Consider the following 16,294-nt stretch of genomic DNA (forward strand, 5'->3'; position numbering starts at 1 on the left):
TCGTCCCGTGCGATTCGCAATCACCTGCGCAAACGCGGCATCCGGGCGGTGATCCCGGTCCCGGCAGATCAGCGTGGCCACCGGCTGCGTCGAGGCAGCCGGGGCGGCAGGCCACCGGCCTTCGACCGCGAGACCTACAAGCAGCGCAACACCGTCGAGCGGTGCATCAACCGCCTCAAGCAGTGGCGCGGCATCGCCACGCGCTACGAGAAGACGGCGACCATCTACCTGGCCGCACTCCACATCGCCGGCATCTTCCTGTGGTCCGCCCGCTGATCCAAACGAAACCCCCTAGGTCCTGTCGTCAAACTCCCGCCGTCCGACCGGAGGGCGGGCCTCGCGCCCGCTGCGAAGCAGCTGATGCATGCCGTAGGTGTGTGCTCTGGGGGTCCCCCGGCCGGAGGCTGGGGGAGGGAGTCTGACGACAGGGCCTAGATGAGCCCGTGCTCGCTCAGGTAGTCCAGCTGGGCCCGTACCGACAGCTCCGCCGCCGGCCACAGGGAGCGGTCCACGTCGGCGTAGACGTGGGCGACGACCTCGGCGGGGGTGCGGTGGCCGTCCTCGACCGCCGTCTCCACCTGGGCGAGCCGGTGGGCGCGGTGGGCGAGGTAGAACTCGACGGCGCCCTGGGCGTCCTCCAGGACCGGCCCGTGGCCCGGCAGGACCGTGTGCACGCCGTCGTCCACGGTCAGGGACCGCAGACGCCGCAGGGAGTCCAGATAGTCGCCCAGGCGGCCGTCGGGGTGCGCCACGACCGTCGTGCCGCGTCCGAGGATGGTGTCCCCGGTCAGCACGGCCCGGTCGGCCGGGAGATGGAAGCACAGCGAGTCCGCGGTGTGCCCGGGCGTCGGTACGACCCGCAGCTCCAGGCCGCCGACGGTGATGACGTCCCCGGCGGCCAGGCCCTCGTCGCCGAGGCGCAGCGCGGGATCGAGGGCACGCACGCGCGTGCCGGTCAGTTCCGCGAAGCGGGCAGCGCCCTCGGCGTGGTCGGGGTGGCCGTGGGTGAGCAGGGTCAGGGCTATGCGCCGGCCGGCCTTCTCGGCGGTGTCGACGACGGTGCGCAGATGGCCGTCGTCCAGAGGGCCCGGGTCGATCACCACGGCGAGGTCGGAGTCGGGCTCGGCGACGATCCAGGTGTTGGTGCCGTCCAGGGTCATCGGGGAGGCGTTGGGCGCGAGGACGTTCACGGCCCGTTCGGTGGCCGGGCCGGAGCGCACCTGGCCGCGCGGCTGGCCGGGCAGCGTGCTTGCTTCGGTCATGCGGGGCCTCCGCCCGTGGTCTCGGCGCCCGTCGGGGCCGTCGGGATGTGCTTGGTGAACTCGTCGTGCCCGGGCCAGGACAGGACGATCTCGCCGTCCTGGAGGCGGGCGCGGGCCAGCACCGGCGTCATGTCCCGCCCGGGGGCGGCCGCGAGCGTCTCGGCGGCGGAGGCGTACGGCAGCAGCTGGCGCAGGGTGGCGATGGTGGGCGGCATCATCAGCAGCTCGCCCTTGTCGTAGCGGGCGGCGGCCTCGGCCGGGCGGATCCACACCGTGCGGTCGGCCTCCGTGGAGGCGTTGCGGGTGCGCTGGCCCTCGGGCAGCGCGGCCACGAAGAACCAGGTGTCGTAGCGGCGGGACTCGAACTCCGGGGTGATCCAGCGGGTCCAGGCGCCCAGCAGGTCGGAGCGCAGCACAAGGCCGCGCCGGTCGAGGAACTCGGCGAAGGACACCTCGCGCGCGACCAGTGCGGCGCGGTCGGCCTCCCAGTCCCCTCCGGTGGTGTCGCCGACGACCGAGTCCGCGTCCGGCCCGGCGAGCAGCACGCCGGCCTCCTCGTACGTCTCGCGCACGGCCGCGCAGACGATGGCCTGGGCGTCCGGCTCGTCCACCCCGAGCCGCTCGGCCCACCACGCGCGCGTGGGGCCCGCCCAGCGCACCAGACGGTCGTCGTCGCGCGGGTCGACGCCGCCTCCCGGATACGCGTACGCGCCTCCGGCGAAGGCCATGGAGGCGCGTCTGCGCAGCATGTGGACCGCGGGGCCGTCCGGCGTGTCCTTCAGCAGCAGCACCGTGGCCGCACGCCGGGGGGACACCGGGGTGAGGGTGCCGGCCGCGAGCGCGCGGATGCGGTCGGGCCACTCCGGGGGGTACCACTGACCGTTCGCCATGGCCGGAGGCTATCCCGTGTAGGGCGAATGTTCGAGACCTGCCCAAGGTCAGCGGGGTTACCGGGCCAGCTCGACCTGGATCTCCACCTCGACCGGCGCGTCCAGCGGGAGCACCGCGACGCCGACGGCGCTGCGGGCGTGCACGCCCTTGTCGCCGAGGACCTCGCCGAGCAGTTCGCTGGCGCCGTTGACGACACCGGGCTGCCCGGTGAAGTCGGCCGCGGAGGCGACGAAGCCGACGACCTTCACCACGCGCGCGATGCGGTCCAGGTCGCCGGTGACGGACTTCACCGCGGCGAGCGCGTTCAGCGCGCAGATCCGGGCCAGGTCCTTGGCCTCCTCGGCGGTGACCTCGGCGCCCACCTTGCCGGTGACCGGCAGCTTGCCCTCGACCATCGGCAGCTGACCGGCGGTGTAGACGTACACGCCGGACTGCACGGCCGGCTGGTACGCGGCCAGCGGCGGCACGACCTCCGGCAGGGTCAGCCCCAGCTCGGCCAGCTTGGCCTCGACCCCGCTCATGCCTGCTTCTCCCGCTTCAGGTAGGCGACGAGCTGCTCGGGGTTGTTGGGCCCGGGCACGACCTGGACGAGCTCCCAGCCGTCCTCGCCCCAGGTGTCCAGGATCTGCTTCGTGGCGTGGACGAGCAGCGGCACGGTGGCGTATTCCCACTTCTTGGTCATGGGGCCGACTGTATCCGCTGTGGCAGGCGGGGCCGGCGGCCGACCGGCGGGGGCGTCGTCCACAGGCCGGGCGGCCGGTTGTGACCTTCGTTATCCACAGCCTCCCGCGTGAGTGTCGGGCGAACTGGTTAGTCTCGAAGACGTGAGCAGGCTCCAGGTCGTCAGCGGCAAGGGCGGGACCGGAAAGACGACGGTCGCCGCCGCACTGGCGCTGGCCCTCGCCACCGAGGGGAAGCGGACGCTTCTCGTCGAGGTCGAGGGCCGGCAGGGCATCGCCCAGCTTTTCGAGACGGAGGCGTTGCCGTACGAGGAGCGGAAGATCGCGGTGGCGCCGGGCGGCGGTGAGGTGTACGCGCTGGCCATAGACGCCGAACTGGCCCTTCTGGACTATCTGCAGATGTTCTACAAGCTCGGGGGCGCGGGCCGGGCCCTGAAGAAGCTGGGCGCGATCGACTTCGCCACCACCGTCGCGCCGGGCATCCGGGACGTCCTGCTGACCGGCAAGGCCTGCGAGGCGGTGCGCCGCAAGGACCGCTCCGGCAGGTTCGTGTACGACTACGTCGTCATGGACGCCCCGCCGACGGGCCGCATCACCCGCTTCCTGAACGTGAACGACGAGGTGGCGGGCCTGGCGAAGATCGGCCCGATACACAATCAGGCGCAGGCCGTGATGCGGGTGCTGAAGTCGCCGGAGACGGCGGTGCACCTGGTGACGCTGCTGGAGGAGATGCCGGTCCAGGAGACCGCCGACGGCATCGCGGAACTCCGCGCGGCGCGGCTGCCGGTGGGCCGGGTCATCGTGAACATGGTCCGCCCCGAGGTGTTGGACGCGGCCGACCTGGAACTCGTACGGACCGTGGAGCGTTCCTCCGTCGCACAGGCGCTCTCGGCCGCGGGGCTCGGCGGGGCCCGGCGGGGCGGGAACGCGGAGAAGCTGGTGGACCCGCTGCTGGACCAGGCGGCGGAGTACGCCGAGCGGTACGCGCTGGAGCAGGAGCAGCGCGCGGTCCTGGGCGAGCTGGGCCTGCCGCTGGGCGAACTGCCGCTGCTCGCCGAGGGCATGGACCTGGCGGGCCTGTACGAACTCGCTACCGAGCTGCGGAAGCAGGGGTTGACATGAGTCCGGACCCGGCCGAGGCATCCGAGACGGCAGTGGCGGCCGACGGGCTTCAGACGGCCCGGGGGCTCGCGAAGGCCGAGGGGTGGGACAAGCCCCAGGGTCTGTCCCCCGCGCGCGTGCTGGACGTCGATCCGCTGCTGGACGACCCGAAGACCCGGATCGTGGTGTGCTGCGGCTCGGGCGGGGTCGGCAAGACGACGACCGCCGCGGCCCTCGGACTGCGGGCGGCCGAGCGGGGCCGCAAGGTGGTCGTGCTGACCATCGACCCGGCCCGGCGGCTGGCCCAGTCGATGGGCATCGACTCCCTCGACAACGTCCCGCGCCGGGTGAAGGGCACCGAGGGCGAGGGCGAACTGCACGCCATGATGCTCGACATGAAGCGCACCTTCGACGAGGTCGTGGAGGCGCACGCGGATCCGGAGCGGGCGGCCGCGATCCTGGCGAACCCCTTCTACCAGTCGCTGTCGGCGGGCTTCGCGGGCACGCAGGAGTACATGGCGATGGAGAAGCTGGGCCAGCTGCGGGCGCGGGAGGAGTGGGACCTGATCGTCGTCGACACCCCACCGTCCCGCTCGGCGCTGGACTTCCTGGACGCGCCGAAGCGGCTGGGCTCCTTCCTGGACGGCCGGCTGATCCGCCTGCTGACCGCGCCGGCCAAGCTCGGCGGGCGCGCGGGCATGGCCTTCCTCAACGTCGGCATGTCGATGATGACCGGCACGCTCGGCAAGCTGCTCGGCGGCCAGCTGCTGAAGGACGTGCAGACGTTCGTGGCCGCGATGGACACCACCTTCGGCGGTTTCCGTACGCGCGCGGACGCCACCTACAAGCTGCTCCAGGCGCCCGGCACGGCCTTCGTGGTGGTCGCGGCGCCGGAGCGGGACGCGTTGCGGGAGGCGGCGTACTTCGTGGAGCGGCTGGCCGCGGAGAAGATGCCGCTGGTGGGCCTGGTGCTGAACCGGGTCCATGGCACCGGCGCCGGGCGGCTGTCGGCGGAGCGGGCGCTCGCCGCCGCCGAAAATCTTGAGGACCCCCGCATTGTGGATCAGGGCGGCGGGAAAGCTGGACTTCGTAACTCTCCCGACACATACGGCAGTTCGCGATCTCCCGCATCCGAGGCCGCAGCCGACGCCCCTGCTTCCGAGGAAGGCTCCCCCGCCGACACGGAGCGCCCCGTCGACCGGCTCACCGCGGGACTGCTGCGCCTGCACGCCGACCGCATGCACCTGCTCTCGCGCGAGCGGCGCACGCGTGACCGTTTCATCGCCCGCCACCCCGAGGTGGCGGTCGTGGAGGTGCCCGCGCTGCCCGGCGACGTCCACGACCTCGCGGGCCTGCGCGACATCGGCGCCCGACTGGCAGCGGGCGCGGCGGAGCCGACGGAGCTGCCGTAACGCGGCATCGGCCGACTGCCGCGGGGCGGCCCGGCGCGGGCGAAGCCGTACGCGCGACGGTCGTCGTCCACGCGCGCCGGCGGTCCTGCGTGGGGGGTGGCATGCGCGGCCGGCGTCGATGGCACGCGCGCGAGCAGGAGCCGTGTGGGGCAGCGGGCGCAGGCCGGAACCGCGCGTGGCACTGTCCGGTCAACCGGGTGCCGCAGGGCCGGTCATGGCTTCCCCAGGCGTAGGCCTGACCGGCGCTTCTCTCACCTCATGTTTTGCCGTGTTCCGGGCGGACACCGCTCGGCGCACCCGGACCCGGGTCTGCCCGGCCCCGCTGTCCGCGGCCCACGCCCGGAAGCTTCCGATCGCGCGTGCCGGGCCGGGGGGCCTGTGCCCCGGGTATGTGCCGCGGGGAACGCCCTCGGGCTCCCTCAGCTCACGGCCGCGTAGTTCTCGTACACCTCGTCGTTGTCGAGCGGCACGATGCCCGCTCCGCGCTCGTACTCCGAGCGGGCGGTCTCCAGCAGCCTGCGCCAGGAGGTCACGGTGGGCCGGCGGCGCAGCAGTGCGCGGCGCTCCCGCTCCGTCATGCCTCCCCACACGCCGAACTCGACGCGGTTGTCCAGCGCGTCGGCGAGGCACTCGGTGCGTACCGGGCATCCGGTGCACACCGCCTTGGCCCTGTTCTGCGCTGCTCCCTGAACGAACAGTTCATCCGGATCGGTAGTGCGGCAGGCAGCCTGCGCACTCCAGTCGGTAACCCAGCCCATACCGGCGCCGTCCTCTCCCGAATCGAGGCTCCCCCACGGCGGCAGCGGCATATTCACCGCCGCCAGTTGAGGACGTTACGGAAGGTGGGCACAGCGCAACACCCCCTTCGGGCCCAATCTTGAATGGCCCGAACGGACTATGGGTTAGCGGCAGATCACCCGCGGGAGTGAGCTGGCGACATACGCGACCATCCCGGCAAACCGGGACAGCTGTGGTGCGTCACAACGGGCGCCGGGTGACACACGAGGCGGATTCGGACACGCCACCCTCAGATGCCGGTCACGCCCCGTGCGAGAAAACGGGGTACGCCCGGAACGATTCGGGGTCGCCGGACGTATTGATACATGACCGCACTGCTGTGACAGTTGAGAGCAGCTTAGGCCAAGGCCTGGGCGCGTGTCCGGCGAATGGGAACGCAGACATCCCGCTTTGCCGTGCCGTGACGCGGTCGCCCTTCGGAACGCTCAGACGTACGGATTAGGCTGCCCCCATGGCAAAGAAGCGTTCGGGCAGTGGTCTGTCGCCAATGCAGCAGGCCGCCAAGTTCCTCGGTGTCAGCGTGCTCGCCGGAGCCGTGATGGCGGGCATCGCGCTGCCCGCTGCCGGTGCGCTGGGCCTTGCCGCCAAGGGGTCGGTCCAGAGCTTCGACGAGATCCCGGACACTCTCAAGAGCCCCCGGCTCAGTCAGCGCACGACCATCCTGGACAGCCAGGGCGATCAGATCGCGAGCGTCTACTCCCGCGACCGCACGGTGGTGGACCTCAAGGACATCTCGCCCTACATGCAGAAGGCGATCGTCGCGATCGAGGACGCGCGCTTCTACCAGCACGGCGCGATCGACCTCAAGGGCGTGCTGCGCGCCCTGAACAAGAACGCGCAGGAGGGCGGCGTCGCCCAGGGCGCCTCCACGCTCACCCAGCAGCTGGTGAAGAACTACTTCGTCGAGGAGGCCGGCGACGACCCGACGAAGGTCGCCGAGGCCACCCAGCAGACCCTGGGCCGCAAGATCAAGGAACTGAAGTACGCGATCCAGCTCGAGGAGAAACTCGGCAAGAAGAAGATCCTCGAGAACTACCTGAACATCACCTTCTTCGGCGAGCAGGCCTACGGCGTCGAGGCCGCCTCCCAGCGCTACTTCTCCAAGCACGCCAAGGACCTGAACCTCCAGGAAGCGGCGCTGCTGGCCGGCATAGTGCAGTCCCCGAGCCGTTACGACCCGGTCAACGACGAGGCGGAGGCCACCAGGCGGCGCAACGTCGTGCTGCAGCGGATGGCGGACCTCGGCGACGTCTCCCAGCAGGAGGCCGACCAGGCCAAGAAGCAGCCCCTCGGACTGCACCCGAGCCAGCCCAAGAACGGCTGCATCACCGCCGTCAAGGGCGCCGGCTTCTTCTGCGACTACGTCCGCGACGTCGTCCTGAACGACCCGGTCTTCGGCAAGACCAGGCAGGCCCGGGCCAAGCTGTGGAACCAGGGCGGCCTGACGATCCGCACGACGCTGGACCCGCAGGCGCAGGACTCGGTGGAAGCCTCCATCAAGCAGCACGTCTACCAGTCCGACGCCGTGGCGACGGCCGCGACCATCGTCGAGCCCGGCACCGGCAAGATCCTCGCCATGGGCCAGTCCCGGCCGTACGGCTTCGGCAAGAACGAGACGCAGATAAACCTCTCCGTCAACTCGGACATGGGCGGCGGCGCGGGCTACCAGCCCGGTTCGACGTTCAAGCCGATCGTCGCCGCGGCCGCGATCGAGGGCGGCAAGCCCGCGACGCAGAAGTACCCGTCGCCGTACGAGATGACCTACCCGAGCCCCGTGCAGGCGTGTGACGGCAAGGTCTGGCGCAACGACCCGAACAACCCGGCCAAGGTGACGAACGAGAACGAGTCCGAGCGCGGCCCGATGGGCATGAAGGAGGCGACCGCCAAGTCGGTCAACACCTACTACGTGCAGCTCATAAGCGACATCGGCATCTGCCCGGTCATCGACATGGCCAAGAAGATGGGCGTCCAGCGCGCCGACGGCCGGACCATCGCCCAGACCCCGTCCCTCGCGCTCGGCGCCCAGGAGATGTCGCCGCTGACGATGGCGAACGCGTACGCCACCTTCGCCTCGCGCGGCATGTACTGCACCCCGATCGCCATCGAGTCGATCACCCAGAGGACCGGCACCGAGGAGAAGTCCCTGGACGTGCCGCGGTCGACCTGCTCGCGCGCGATGTCGCAGAAGACGGCGGACACCGTCACCACCCTGCTCAAGGGCGTGGTCGAGGACGGCACGGGCCAGCAGGCCGGCCTCGCCGACCGCCCGAGCGCGGGCAAGACGGGCACGACGGACGAGCGCTTCGCGGCCTGGTTCGTCGGCTTCACCCCGAACATGGCCGGCGCGGTCTGGGTCGGCGACCCGCAGCACAAGCGGCACATGGTCGACATCACGATCGGCGGCGTCCCGCACGACAAGGTCTACGGCGGCGAGGTCCCCGGCCCGATCTGGCGCGACATGATGACCGGCGCGCTGAGCGGCAAGCCCGTGGAGGACTTCCACCTGGTCGACATCCCCGACGACACCAAGGACAACCACCAGGGGGATGGTCAGGGAAAAGGCCCAGGGGGGGCCAACGGGGGGACCAACGGGGACACGGGCGGGATCGGGGGACTGATCGGCGGACTGACGGACGGGGGAACGACAGCCGGCGGCACAACGGGTGACACGACCGGCGGCGCCTTCCCGAGCCCGACCATCTCCCTGCCGGGCAACTTCATCCAGGGCCAGGGCAACGGCGGGAACAAGGGCACCGGAGGGCGGTGGGGGTAACGCCTGGTGGGGGTAACCGCCTGGTGTGAGGACGACCGCCTGGTGTGAATACGGCGGCGGGCCGCACCCTCGACTCTTTGAGGGTGCGGCCCGCCGCCGTGTCCGTCCGATGCTTCTCCCGGGTCAGCCCGGCTCAGCCCTGGAGGAGCTTCTTCACCGCGGCGGCGACGCGCCCGCCCTCGGCCTGACCGGCCACCTTCGGGTTCACGATCTTCATGACGGCGCCCATGGCCCTCGGCCCCTCGGCGCCGGCTGCCTTCGCCTCTTCCACGGCCTGGGCGACGATCGCGTTCAGCTCGTCGTCGGACAGCTGCTTGGGCAGGTAGTGGGCGAGCACCTCGCCCTCCGCCTTCTCCCGCTCGGCCTGCTCGGCGCGACCGCCCTGCGCGAAGGCCTCGGCCGCCTCCCGGCGCTTCTTCGCCTCGCGAGTGATCACCTTGAGGACCTCGTCGTCGGAGAGCTCCCGCTTCTCCTTGCCCGCGACCTCCTCCTTGGTGATCGCGGCGAGCGTCAGCCGCAGCGTCGAGGAGCGGAGCTCGTCGCGCTCCTTGATCGCGGCGTTGAGGTCGTCCTGCAGCTTCGACTTGAGCGTGGTGGTCATGCCGTCGATTGTCGCAGGTGTGCCGGCGTGAACGCCCGCTGATTTAAGGGGCGCCGGCGACGGCGGGGAGCCGGCCGGTGCCGTCGTACCGCCGGGGTCTGACACGATGGAAGCATGCGCGCGCGATACGGAGTACCCCTGGGAATCATGGCGGCAGGCGCCGCCGGTCTGGCGTACGCGGCGGGCTTCGAGGCCCGCTCCTTCCGCCTCCGGCGGGTGACGGTCCCGGCCCTGCCGCCGGGCATGCGTCCGCTGCGCGTGCTCCAGGTCTCCGACATCCACATGGTGAGCGGCCAGCGCAAGAAGCAGCGGTGGCTGCAGTCGCTGGCGGGCCTGCGCCCGGACTTCGTGATCAACACGGGCGACAACCTCTCGGACCCCGAGGGCGTCCCCGAGGTCCTGGACGCGCTCGGCCCGCTGATGGAGTTCCCGGGCGCGTACGTCTTCGGCTCCAACGACTACTACGGCCCCCGACTGCGCAACCCCGCCCGCTACTTGCTGGAGAAGGCGAGCGGCCGCCACGGCCTGAACGGCAACCCGCCGGCCGTCGGCGTCGTCCACAACCCGTGGGAGGACCTGCGCGACGGCTTCGACACGGCCGGCTGGCTGAACCTGACCAACACGAGGGGCGTCCTGAAGGTCGAGGGCGTCTCGATCGAGCTGACGGGCCTGGACGACCCGCACATCAAGCGGGACCGCTACGCCAGGGTGGCGGGCGGCCCGTCGCAGACGTACGACTTCTCCATGGGCGTGGTGCACGCGCCGTACCTGCGGGTGCTGGACGCGTACACGGCGGACGGCTACCCCCTGATCCTGGCCGGCCACACCCACGGCGGCCAGCTGTGCATCCCCTTCTACGGCGCGCTGGTCACCAACTGCGACCTGGACACGGACCGCGTGAAGGGCCTGTCCACCCACACGTCGGCCGGCCACACCTCCTACCTCCACGTCTCAGCGGGCTGCGGCACCAACCGCTACACCCCGGTCCGCTTCGCCTGCCCGCCGGAGGCGACGCTGCTGACGTTGGTGGGGAGGGAGTAGGGGGAGCAGGGGCAAGACTCAGGGCGGAGGCCCACCCTGGGTCGGGGGTGTCGGAGCGCCGGGGGCCGGGGCTGCGGGGAGAGCGGGGCCGCGGCAGGGCAGCGGGCGACGGGCGGAGCCGCGGCAGGCAGCGGGCGAGGCTATGCGAGCGGGCCGCGAGGAACAGGACCGTAACCCACCCGGCCTACGCCCGATAGCCACCCCCTCCCCCCGCTCCTAGCGTGAGGGCATGACCGCCTCGATGCCGCCGATACCCCCGATACCCAGGGAAATCCCGGACCTGCCCGCGGTCCCGAGCCCGCCCGTCCTGGTGCCCTCCCCCGTCCCGGCCACGGCGGTGGTGGCGCCGATTCGCCGCCCCATGGTCGCGGTGTTCCGCCTCTTGACCGCCCTGGCAGCCGCAGCCGGCGTGGCCCTGGAACTCCTGCTGGGCGCCCCGTCCCGCATCCTGAGCTACTTCGGCATCCAGGCCGCCATCCTGCTGGCCATCGTCATGCTCATGTCGGCGTCCAGGTGTTGGCGCGCCCGCCGTCCTCTCCCCTCCTCTGTGACAGGCGCCACACTCCTCTACGTCGTGATCTCGGCGCTCGTCTACCACCTGCTCCTGGCCCGCACGACGCCCCCGTTCTCCATGACCGGCGCGACGACGGTTCCGGAGCGCTGGCACGGCTCGTGGGCGACCCTGCAGATCCTGCACACGCTGGTGCCGGTGGCGGCCGTACTGGACTGGCTGCTGTTGACCCCCGCGGCCCGCCTGCACCTGCGCCAGGCAGCCGCCTGGCTCGTCTACCCCCTGGCCTACCTGGCCTTCTACCTGATCCGAGCGGCCGTCCTCGCCCCGGCGAACCCCGCCCGCTACCTCTATCCCTTCCTGGACGCCGCCACCCACGGCTACCGCAGCACCCTGGCGAACGCCCTCCTCCTGGGCCTCGCGATGTACGCCCTGGCCGTCCTCCTCGTGGCCCTGGACCACGCCCGCCCGACCCCGGTCCGCCGCCGCGTCTAAACCGGATTTCGTCTACAGCCACCGGTGGGCTAAAGTAAACGTCGTCGCCGCGAGAGCAGCGACATCGGGGTGTAGCGCAGCTTGGCAGCGCGCTTCGTTCGGGACGAAGAGGTCGTGGGTTCAAATCCCGCCACCCCGACAGAGAAACACCAGGTCAGGTCCGGTGCTGAGAGATCAGCGCCGGGCCTGATTTGCTTTGTGGCCCCGTTTTGGGAGCCATTTGGGAGCCGACTACGGAATCCGGCTCCCGGGCGGCTCCCGCGAGCGCTGCCCCGAAGGACTCGCCACCGACGGGAGTCGAGCGTCCCACCGGCAGGGGTTTAGCCCTGCTCCGCATCACCCTCCGGTTGTCAGTGGCGGTCCCTACCCTGAGACGTGCTCGGCCGCACGTCCCCAGGAGCAACCGTGGACCACCTCTACAAAGATCTCGGAAACCTCAAGAGAGGTTCCGCAGTCATCGTCACTCTGCGCAACCAAGCCAATGTCCAGGTGATGATGCGCAGTGAGTACAACAAGTACAAGTCAGGGAGGACGTATCGATACCTGGGCGGTCGTGTCACTCGCTCTCCTCACCGGATCACCATCCCCAGCAACGGACACTGGGTCGTGGCCATCGACCTGGGTGGCTATTCCGGTCGTATCGCCGCCTCTGTCCAGGTCCAGCCGCCTCCGCGGGGTTTCCTCCCCCCGGCTCAGCAAGCACAGGGCAGCCCGGCCCGCTCCGTCGCAGTCCATGAGCCGGAGGAGCCTGCCGGGGACGTGCTCGGGGGCCAGACGTGGGACGTCTTCATCTCCCACGCGTCTGAGGACAAAGGCGCTGTTGCCCGACCCCTTCGGGACGCACTTACCAAGCTTGGCGTGACCGTCTGGCTCGACGAAGCCCAGATGCGGATCGGCCACAGCCTCCGCCGCAAGATCGATGAAGGGATCAGGGCAAGCCGATTCGGCATCGTCGTGCTCTCCGAACCGTTCTTCGCCAAAGGCTGGACCAACCACGAACTCGACGGACTCGTCACCCGCAACGTGGCTGGCGAGCAGTCGCTCCTGCCGATTTGGCACAACCTGAGTGCTGATGACGTCCGGCGCTACAGCCCCTCGCTCGCGGACAAAGTGGCTATGAGCACAAGCGAATACTCCATCGAGGAGATCGCACGGCAGATCGCTGACGTGGTTGGAGAAGAAGGCCCAGCTTGAGCCCGGGAGCACTGTCGCCGAGTCAGCCGCCAGCACACCCCCTCTAAAGTGGCATGGCCACGTTCACCGGAGAAGGGAGCACACGAGCCCCGGAGAACGGGAGGTGGCCGTCGTGTCAGATGCTAGGGACGCCAATCAAGGCGGAGTCAGTACGACAGGGGGACCGATGGCCAGGTGGAGTGGGCGGGGAGGAAGCGGCGCAGTTCGCGTGGCGTTGCGCGCGGTATTTGCCGGCGTTATGGGCAGCGTGATCGGTATTGCCGCATACTCGATCAGCCAGACCGGCGGGCAGCGGCTGTCGGCCATCGTGGGGTGTCTAATCGGCGTCGCCGCAGTCCTCGGTCTGGAGCTGTACCGCAGGTCAGCTCAGCTGACAGAAGTCCGCCTCGTCCTCCTCGGCAACGAAATGTCGTTCACCACCAAGGCGGACATGCGTCAGGCCGCGCAACGGATGTTCTTCCAAGCCGCCACCCGGGTGGCCACTCGCCCGCTGGAAGAAGGCAGCGGGAACCTGCGCGAGGCCCTGACCTCACTCAAGACGCTATTCGATCTCTATCGCGAGCCCCTGGAGGGCTACACAACCCCTCCTCCCCCTACCAAGGGGGACTCGGTGTACGAACTGGCGCTGGATATTCTCAACTTCGAGCTCGCTCCGTTCCTGGCCAAGTGGCACCCCAGCCTCAAGGACTTCGAAGACCGTCACCCCGACCAGGACGAGTCCGAGTGGCCACAGCACGCCGCGTTCCGCTTAGAGCTCAGCCAACTGCAGGAACGGCTGAAGCCGTATGTAATCGGGCTGGGAGAGATCGCCGGTATCCGTGATCCGGAGCGGCACCTACGCCCGTCAGGCCGCTACGTGCAGTCCCGACTTGTCGCTCCACGGCAGGACGGGTCGAGACCTGGGCCGCAGGAATGAGGCCCCCGGCGCAGTCGTACAGCGGACGCGGTGTCGCATGGTGACAAGGGGACGATCTTCGTGGTGCAGACGCCTCGTGGGTCGGCCCCGGACGACCAAGCGATCTACGTGCCCCCATGGCCGACCGCGCCGAGACGACGGCCTCGCGCAGGCTTCGGGGACATGACTGTGCCCTCCGGCAGGGGTCGCCGGAGGGCACAGCACTCTGTTTGCTACGACTTGGTGGGCACACGTGACATCACGCGTGTCCGCAGGAGATCACTCAGTACGCGCACTGGTGACGTGCCACTCATGACCAGGCGGGCGTCGAGTGCTGCCTCCCACTGCTCGGTCAGCCCCAGCATGAGGCGCTTGCGCATGCCTGGGGTGACGTGGGCGTAGCGTGCCGAGACCGAGCCGTCGATGTGGCCCATGCGTTCGTCCATGAGCACCTTCTCGGTTCCCAGGTCCTCCATCATCGTCCGGTGGGTGTGGCGAAGGCCGTGGGGCGTAAGTCCCTTGGCTATCGGGAGCCAGCAGGCGTCGGCCCGGTCGCTGGCACCTCGCCCCCGAGCCGGGACGCCAGGCCAAGGCTCGCCGAGCAAGGGCACCGGCCGTGGCTCCTGCGGCGCCTTTTTCGGGTACCAGCCGGAGACCGCCGGCGTGAACAGCCAGGTCGCGAAACCGTTCCTGCGCCAGTGGGCGGCATGCTCCGGCACGACGCCGCCCCGTACGAACCGGAGGTCCGCGATGGCCTGCTCGACCTTCTCTCGCGTGGCCTCGGTGACGCGTTCGGGGTGGTTGAGGACGTTGGACACCGTGCCGGTCGAAACGCCGGCACGACGGGCGACGTCGACGAGCTTCGCGCCCTGGTGACCACCCGTGCGCGCCGCACCTTGCCCTCGGAAGACGTAGGTCTTGCCGTGGCAGGGGCACGGCTTGGGCTTCGTGCGGGCGATGTGGTTGGCGACCAGCGCGGACAGCCAGTCCATCGAGTCGATGGTGCGGTAGCTGTCATCCTTCGGCGGGCAACGCACCAACTCCCCCGTGTCGAGTTCGTACAGCTGCCACTCGACGCGGACGGCTCCAGGGCGGACGAACGCGGTCTCCAGGCCGACGATCTCGCCCCAGCGCATGCCGGTGTACCCCTTGAGGACCACGGCGACGAACTCGTCGTCACGGCCCGAGAGCAGGGCGGCGCGCTCGGCGGTCAGCAGGATGCCGAGCGCGTCGGTGACCACCTTCTCCGGACCACGGTCTCGGGACCGGCCCGCGCGCTTGCCCCGTCCGCGACGCCGAGCGGCCGGGTTTGACGTGATCAAGCCCTCGTCGATCGCGTCCTCGAAGATCAGGTGGAGCGTCGAGCGCCAGGTCTTGACGCTGGACGCCGCGTAGAGGGCCTTCTCCTTCTTCTCCCACAGGTCGACGTCCGTGCGCAGGATGCCGGCGAGCGCCTTGTCCTCGAACTCGGGGAGCAGGTGCTCCTCGATGTGGCGCTTGTAGTTCTGCATGGTGGAGGCGGCCAGGTCCTGGGCCTCGTACCAGCGGTTCGCGTACTCGCCGAAGGTCTCCTGGCCGAGGGCCGGGTCGCGCCAGTCGCCGCGACGGTACTTGTTCTCGGCCTCGGCCGCTGCCCGTTGGGCCTCGTCCTTGGTGGCGAACCTGATCGCCTTGCCGTTCTCGTCGACGACCGTGTTGTGCTTGCCGGGCGCGACCTTGTACCGGCCGCGCCAGTAGTTTCCGCGCTTCTCCGCGAAACCCAAGTCCCGCTGTCCCCCTCTTCATTGTCCTCGGCTACGGCAGATGCGATCGGGTCACGCGACAGTGCTGTACTGCTGCTGTCGACGCGGCGGGCGGGCTCGCAGGCGAGTCGTCGACGCCACGGCGGGGCGGCGACGTTGCGCGGAGTCGGTCTGCGTACCGGGCTCGGAGAGCGGCTCGGTCGCCCGGGCGGCTGTCTGCGCAGGCTGTGCCGGCCGCTCCTCGTAGAGGCGGATGATCTCGGCGAGGTGCTCGGCGGTGAAGCGGTAGGCGCGGCCGACCCGGGTGTGCGGGATCAGGCGCCGTCGCGCTCGGTCCTTGACCCACCAGGACGAGCAGCCGAGGGTGTCGGCGATCTCCTCGGGGCGGTAGAGGCGGGGTGGAGGGGCGTCGGACGGCCTGTGGGGGATGGGCGCGGGCGTGGGTCGGTGCAAGGGGGCGGCTCCTGGTCGCGAGGGCGGCGGGGATGCGTGGGCGGCTCAGGTGGCGCCCGGGCCCTGGAGGAGGGCGAGGGGCGATACCTGCAGGGCTTCGGCGATGGCGACGAGGTCGTCGATATCGCATCGCCGCTTGGCGAGTTCGATGCGGGACAGCATCGTGTTGGACATAGGACGGCCCAAAGCGGTACATCGCGCGGCGAGTTGGCGCTGCCCAAGGCCGCGTTCCGTGCGGAGAATTTCGATGGTGCGAGCCGCCAGCATTCCTGCGGGTCCTATTTCCAGAGATCGTGCTGCCATGGCTCCAGTTGTAGCGTGCATTCGCCGGTTTGGTTAACCGGCGATCGTCGGCTATGTTGCGCCGCGCTCAATCGGTGAGCGAGGCGGTCGGGGTGCTACGCAAGGCCGGATCCCCGAACGGGTCCCAACACCAGAGACCCTC

At 70.2% G+C, this 16,294-nt stretch carries 16 protein-coding genes, 1 tRNA gene and 2 pseudogenes; 10 read left to right on the top strand and 9 right to left on the bottom strand.

All coding sequences use genetic code 11. The features are described from left to right. A partial coding sequence (locus ACGFZN_RS08320) for a transposase (protein ID WP_393857696.1) occupies positions 1-276 on the top strand: 276 nt, incomplete at its 5' end. A gap of 155 nt (positions 277-431) precedes the next feature. Here the strand turns inward: ACGFZN_RS08320 and ACGFZN_RS08325 are convergent. Genes ACGFZN_RS08325 through ACGFZN_RS08340 form a run of 4 tightly spaced genes read right to left on the bottom strand, consistent with a single transcriptional unit; the run spans position 432 to position 2,835 of the window. Further along, positions 432-1,262, bottom strand: a complete 831-nt coding sequence (locus ACGFZN_RS08325; protein ID WP_393857697.1) for an MBL fold metallo-hydrolase — start codon at positions 1,260-1,262, stop codon at positions 432-434. Next, positions 1,259-2,152 carry an NUDIX hydrolase gene (locus tag ACGFZN_RS08330; RefSeq protein WP_393857698.1) on the bottom strand — a complete coding sequence of 298 codons (894 nt, stop codon included), beginning with the start codon at positions 2,150-2,152 and terminating at the stop codon, positions 1,259-1,261. Before ACGFZN_RS08330 ends, ACGFZN_RS08325 begins: the two co-directional genes overlap by 4 nt. Positions 2,153-2,209: 57 nt before the next feature. Beyond that, positions 2,210-2,674 (bottom strand): RidA family protein, encoded by a 465-nt coding sequence (locus ACGFZN_RS08335; protein ID WP_393857699.1) that lies wholly within the window; start codon positions 2,672-2,674, stop codon positions 2,210-2,212. After that, positions 2,671-2,835 (bottom strand): DUF4177 domain-containing protein, encoded by a 165-nt coding sequence (locus tag ACGFZN_RS08340; protein WP_136744038.1) that lies wholly within the window; start codon positions 2,833-2,835, stop codon positions 2,671-2,673. The genes ACGFZN_RS08335 and ACGFZN_RS08340 overlap by 4 nt, the downstream gene beginning before the upstream one ends. Before the next feature lie 142 nt (positions 2,836-2,977). Here ACGFZN_RS08340 and ACGFZN_RS08345 point away from each other — a divergent pair, with 142 nt between their 5' ends. Both ACGFZN_RS08345 and ACGFZN_RS08350 read left to right on the top strand, forming a co-directional pair. Further along, positions 2,978-3,955: an ArsA-related P-loop ATPase gene (locus ACGFZN_RS08345; protein ID WP_393857700.1), complete on the top strand. Its 978-nt coding sequence runs from the start codon at positions 2,978-2,980 to the stop codon at positions 3,953-3,955. Beyond that, positions 3,952-5,346, top strand: a complete 1,395-nt coding sequence (locus tag ACGFZN_RS08350) for an ArsA family ATPase (protein WP_393857701.1) — start codon at positions 3,952-3,954, stop codon at positions 5,344-5,346. Before ACGFZN_RS08345 ends, ACGFZN_RS08350 begins: the two co-directional genes overlap by 4 nt. 419 nt (positions 5,347-5,765) lie before the next feature. On the opposite strand, the gene wblA is transcribed toward ACGFZN_RS08350, so the two are convergent. After that, positions 5,766-6,104: a transcriptional regulator WblA gene (wblA, locus tag ACGFZN_RS08355; RefSeq protein ID WP_018547931.1), complete on the bottom strand. Its 339-nt coding sequence runs from the start codon at positions 6,102-6,104 to the stop codon at positions 5,766-5,768. 578 nt (positions 6,105-6,682) lie between these two features. On the opposite strand from wblA, the pseudogene ACGFZN_RS08360 reads away from it, so the two are divergent. Both ACGFZN_RS08360 and ACGFZN_RS08365 read left to right on the top strand, forming a co-directional pair. After that, positions 6,683-7,366: pseudogene (locus ACGFZN_RS08360) on the top strand (transglycosylase domain-containing protein); the annotation flags it as partial. Positions 7,367-7,690: 324 nt separating this feature from the next. After that, positions 7,691-8,917, top strand: a pseudogene (locus ACGFZN_RS08365) (transglycosylase domain-containing protein); the annotation flags it as partial. A gap of 133 nt (positions 8,918-9,050) precedes the next feature. Here the strand turns inward: ACGFZN_RS08365 and ACGFZN_RS08370 are convergent. Further along, entirely contained in the window at positions 9,051-9,518 is a 468-nt protein-coding gene (locus tag ACGFZN_RS08370) for a GatB/YqeY domain-containing protein (protein ID WP_393857702.1), read from the bottom strand. 114 nt (positions 9,519-9,632) lie between these two features. Here ACGFZN_RS08370 and ACGFZN_RS08375 point away from each other — a divergent pair, with 114 nt between their 5' ends. The 5 genes from ACGFZN_RS08375 (at position 9,633) to ACGFZN_RS08395 (ending at position 13,675) form a co-directional block, all read left to right on the top strand. Continuing rightward, positions 9,633-10,559, top strand: coding sequence for a metallophosphoesterase (locus ACGFZN_RS08375; protein ID WP_393857703.1), 927 nt, complete (start codon positions 9,633-9,635; stop codon positions 10,557-10,559). Between the two features lie 229 nt (positions 10,560-10,788). Then, the gene (locus tag ACGFZN_RS08380) at positions 10,789-11,565 is read left to right on the top strand and encodes a Pr6Pr family membrane protein (RefSeq protein ID WP_393857704.1); all 777 of its coding nucleotides are present in this window, start codon (positions 10,789-10,791) and stop codon (positions 11,563-11,565) included. A gap of 65 nt (positions 11,566-11,630) precedes the next feature. After that, positions 11,631-11,704 (top strand) — tRNA-Pro (locus ACGFZN_RS08385). Between the two features lie 266 nt (positions 11,705-11,970). Next, entirely contained in the window at positions 11,971-12,759 is a 789-nt protein-coding gene (locus tag ACGFZN_RS08390) for a DUF1883 domain-containing protein (protein ID WP_393857705.1), read from the top strand. A gap of 208 nt (positions 12,760-12,967) precedes the next feature. Next, on the top strand, positions 12,968-13,675 hold the full coding sequence (locus ACGFZN_RS08395; RefSeq protein WP_393857706.1) for a hypothetical protein: 708 nt from the start codon (positions 12,968-12,970) through the stop codon (positions 13,673-13,675). 212 nt (positions 13,676-13,887) lie between these two features. On the opposite strand, the gene ACGFZN_RS08400 is transcribed toward ACGFZN_RS08395, so the two are convergent. The 3 genes from ACGFZN_RS08400 to ACGFZN_RS08410 are packed head-to-tail and all read right to left on the bottom strand — an operon-like array spanning position 13,888 to position 16,152. Next, positions 13,888-15,417, bottom strand: coding sequence for a LacI family DNA-binding transcriptional regulator (locus ACGFZN_RS08400; RefSeq protein WP_393857707.1), 1,530 nt, complete (start codon positions 15,415-15,417; stop codon positions 13,888-13,890). 51 nt (positions 15,418-15,468) lie between these two features. Next, complete coding sequence (locus ACGFZN_RS08405) at positions 15,469-15,849, bottom strand: helix-turn-helix domain-containing protein (protein ID WP_393857708.1); 381 nt, start codon at positions 15,847-15,849, stop codon at positions 15,469-15,471. Between the two features lie 45 nt (positions 15,850-15,894). After that, positions 15,895-16,152 (bottom strand): helix-turn-helix domain-containing protein, encoded by a 258-nt coding sequence (locus tag ACGFZN_RS08410; RefSeq protein ID WP_087774237.1) that lies wholly within the window; start codon positions 16,150-16,152, stop codon positions 15,895-15,897. Positions 16,153-16,294: the final 142 nt, after the last annotated feature.

This window comes from Streptomyces sp. NPDC048192 (assembly GCF_043202415.1).
GTDB lineage: Bacteria > Actinomycetota > Actinomycetes > Streptomycetales > Streptomycetaceae > Streptomyces.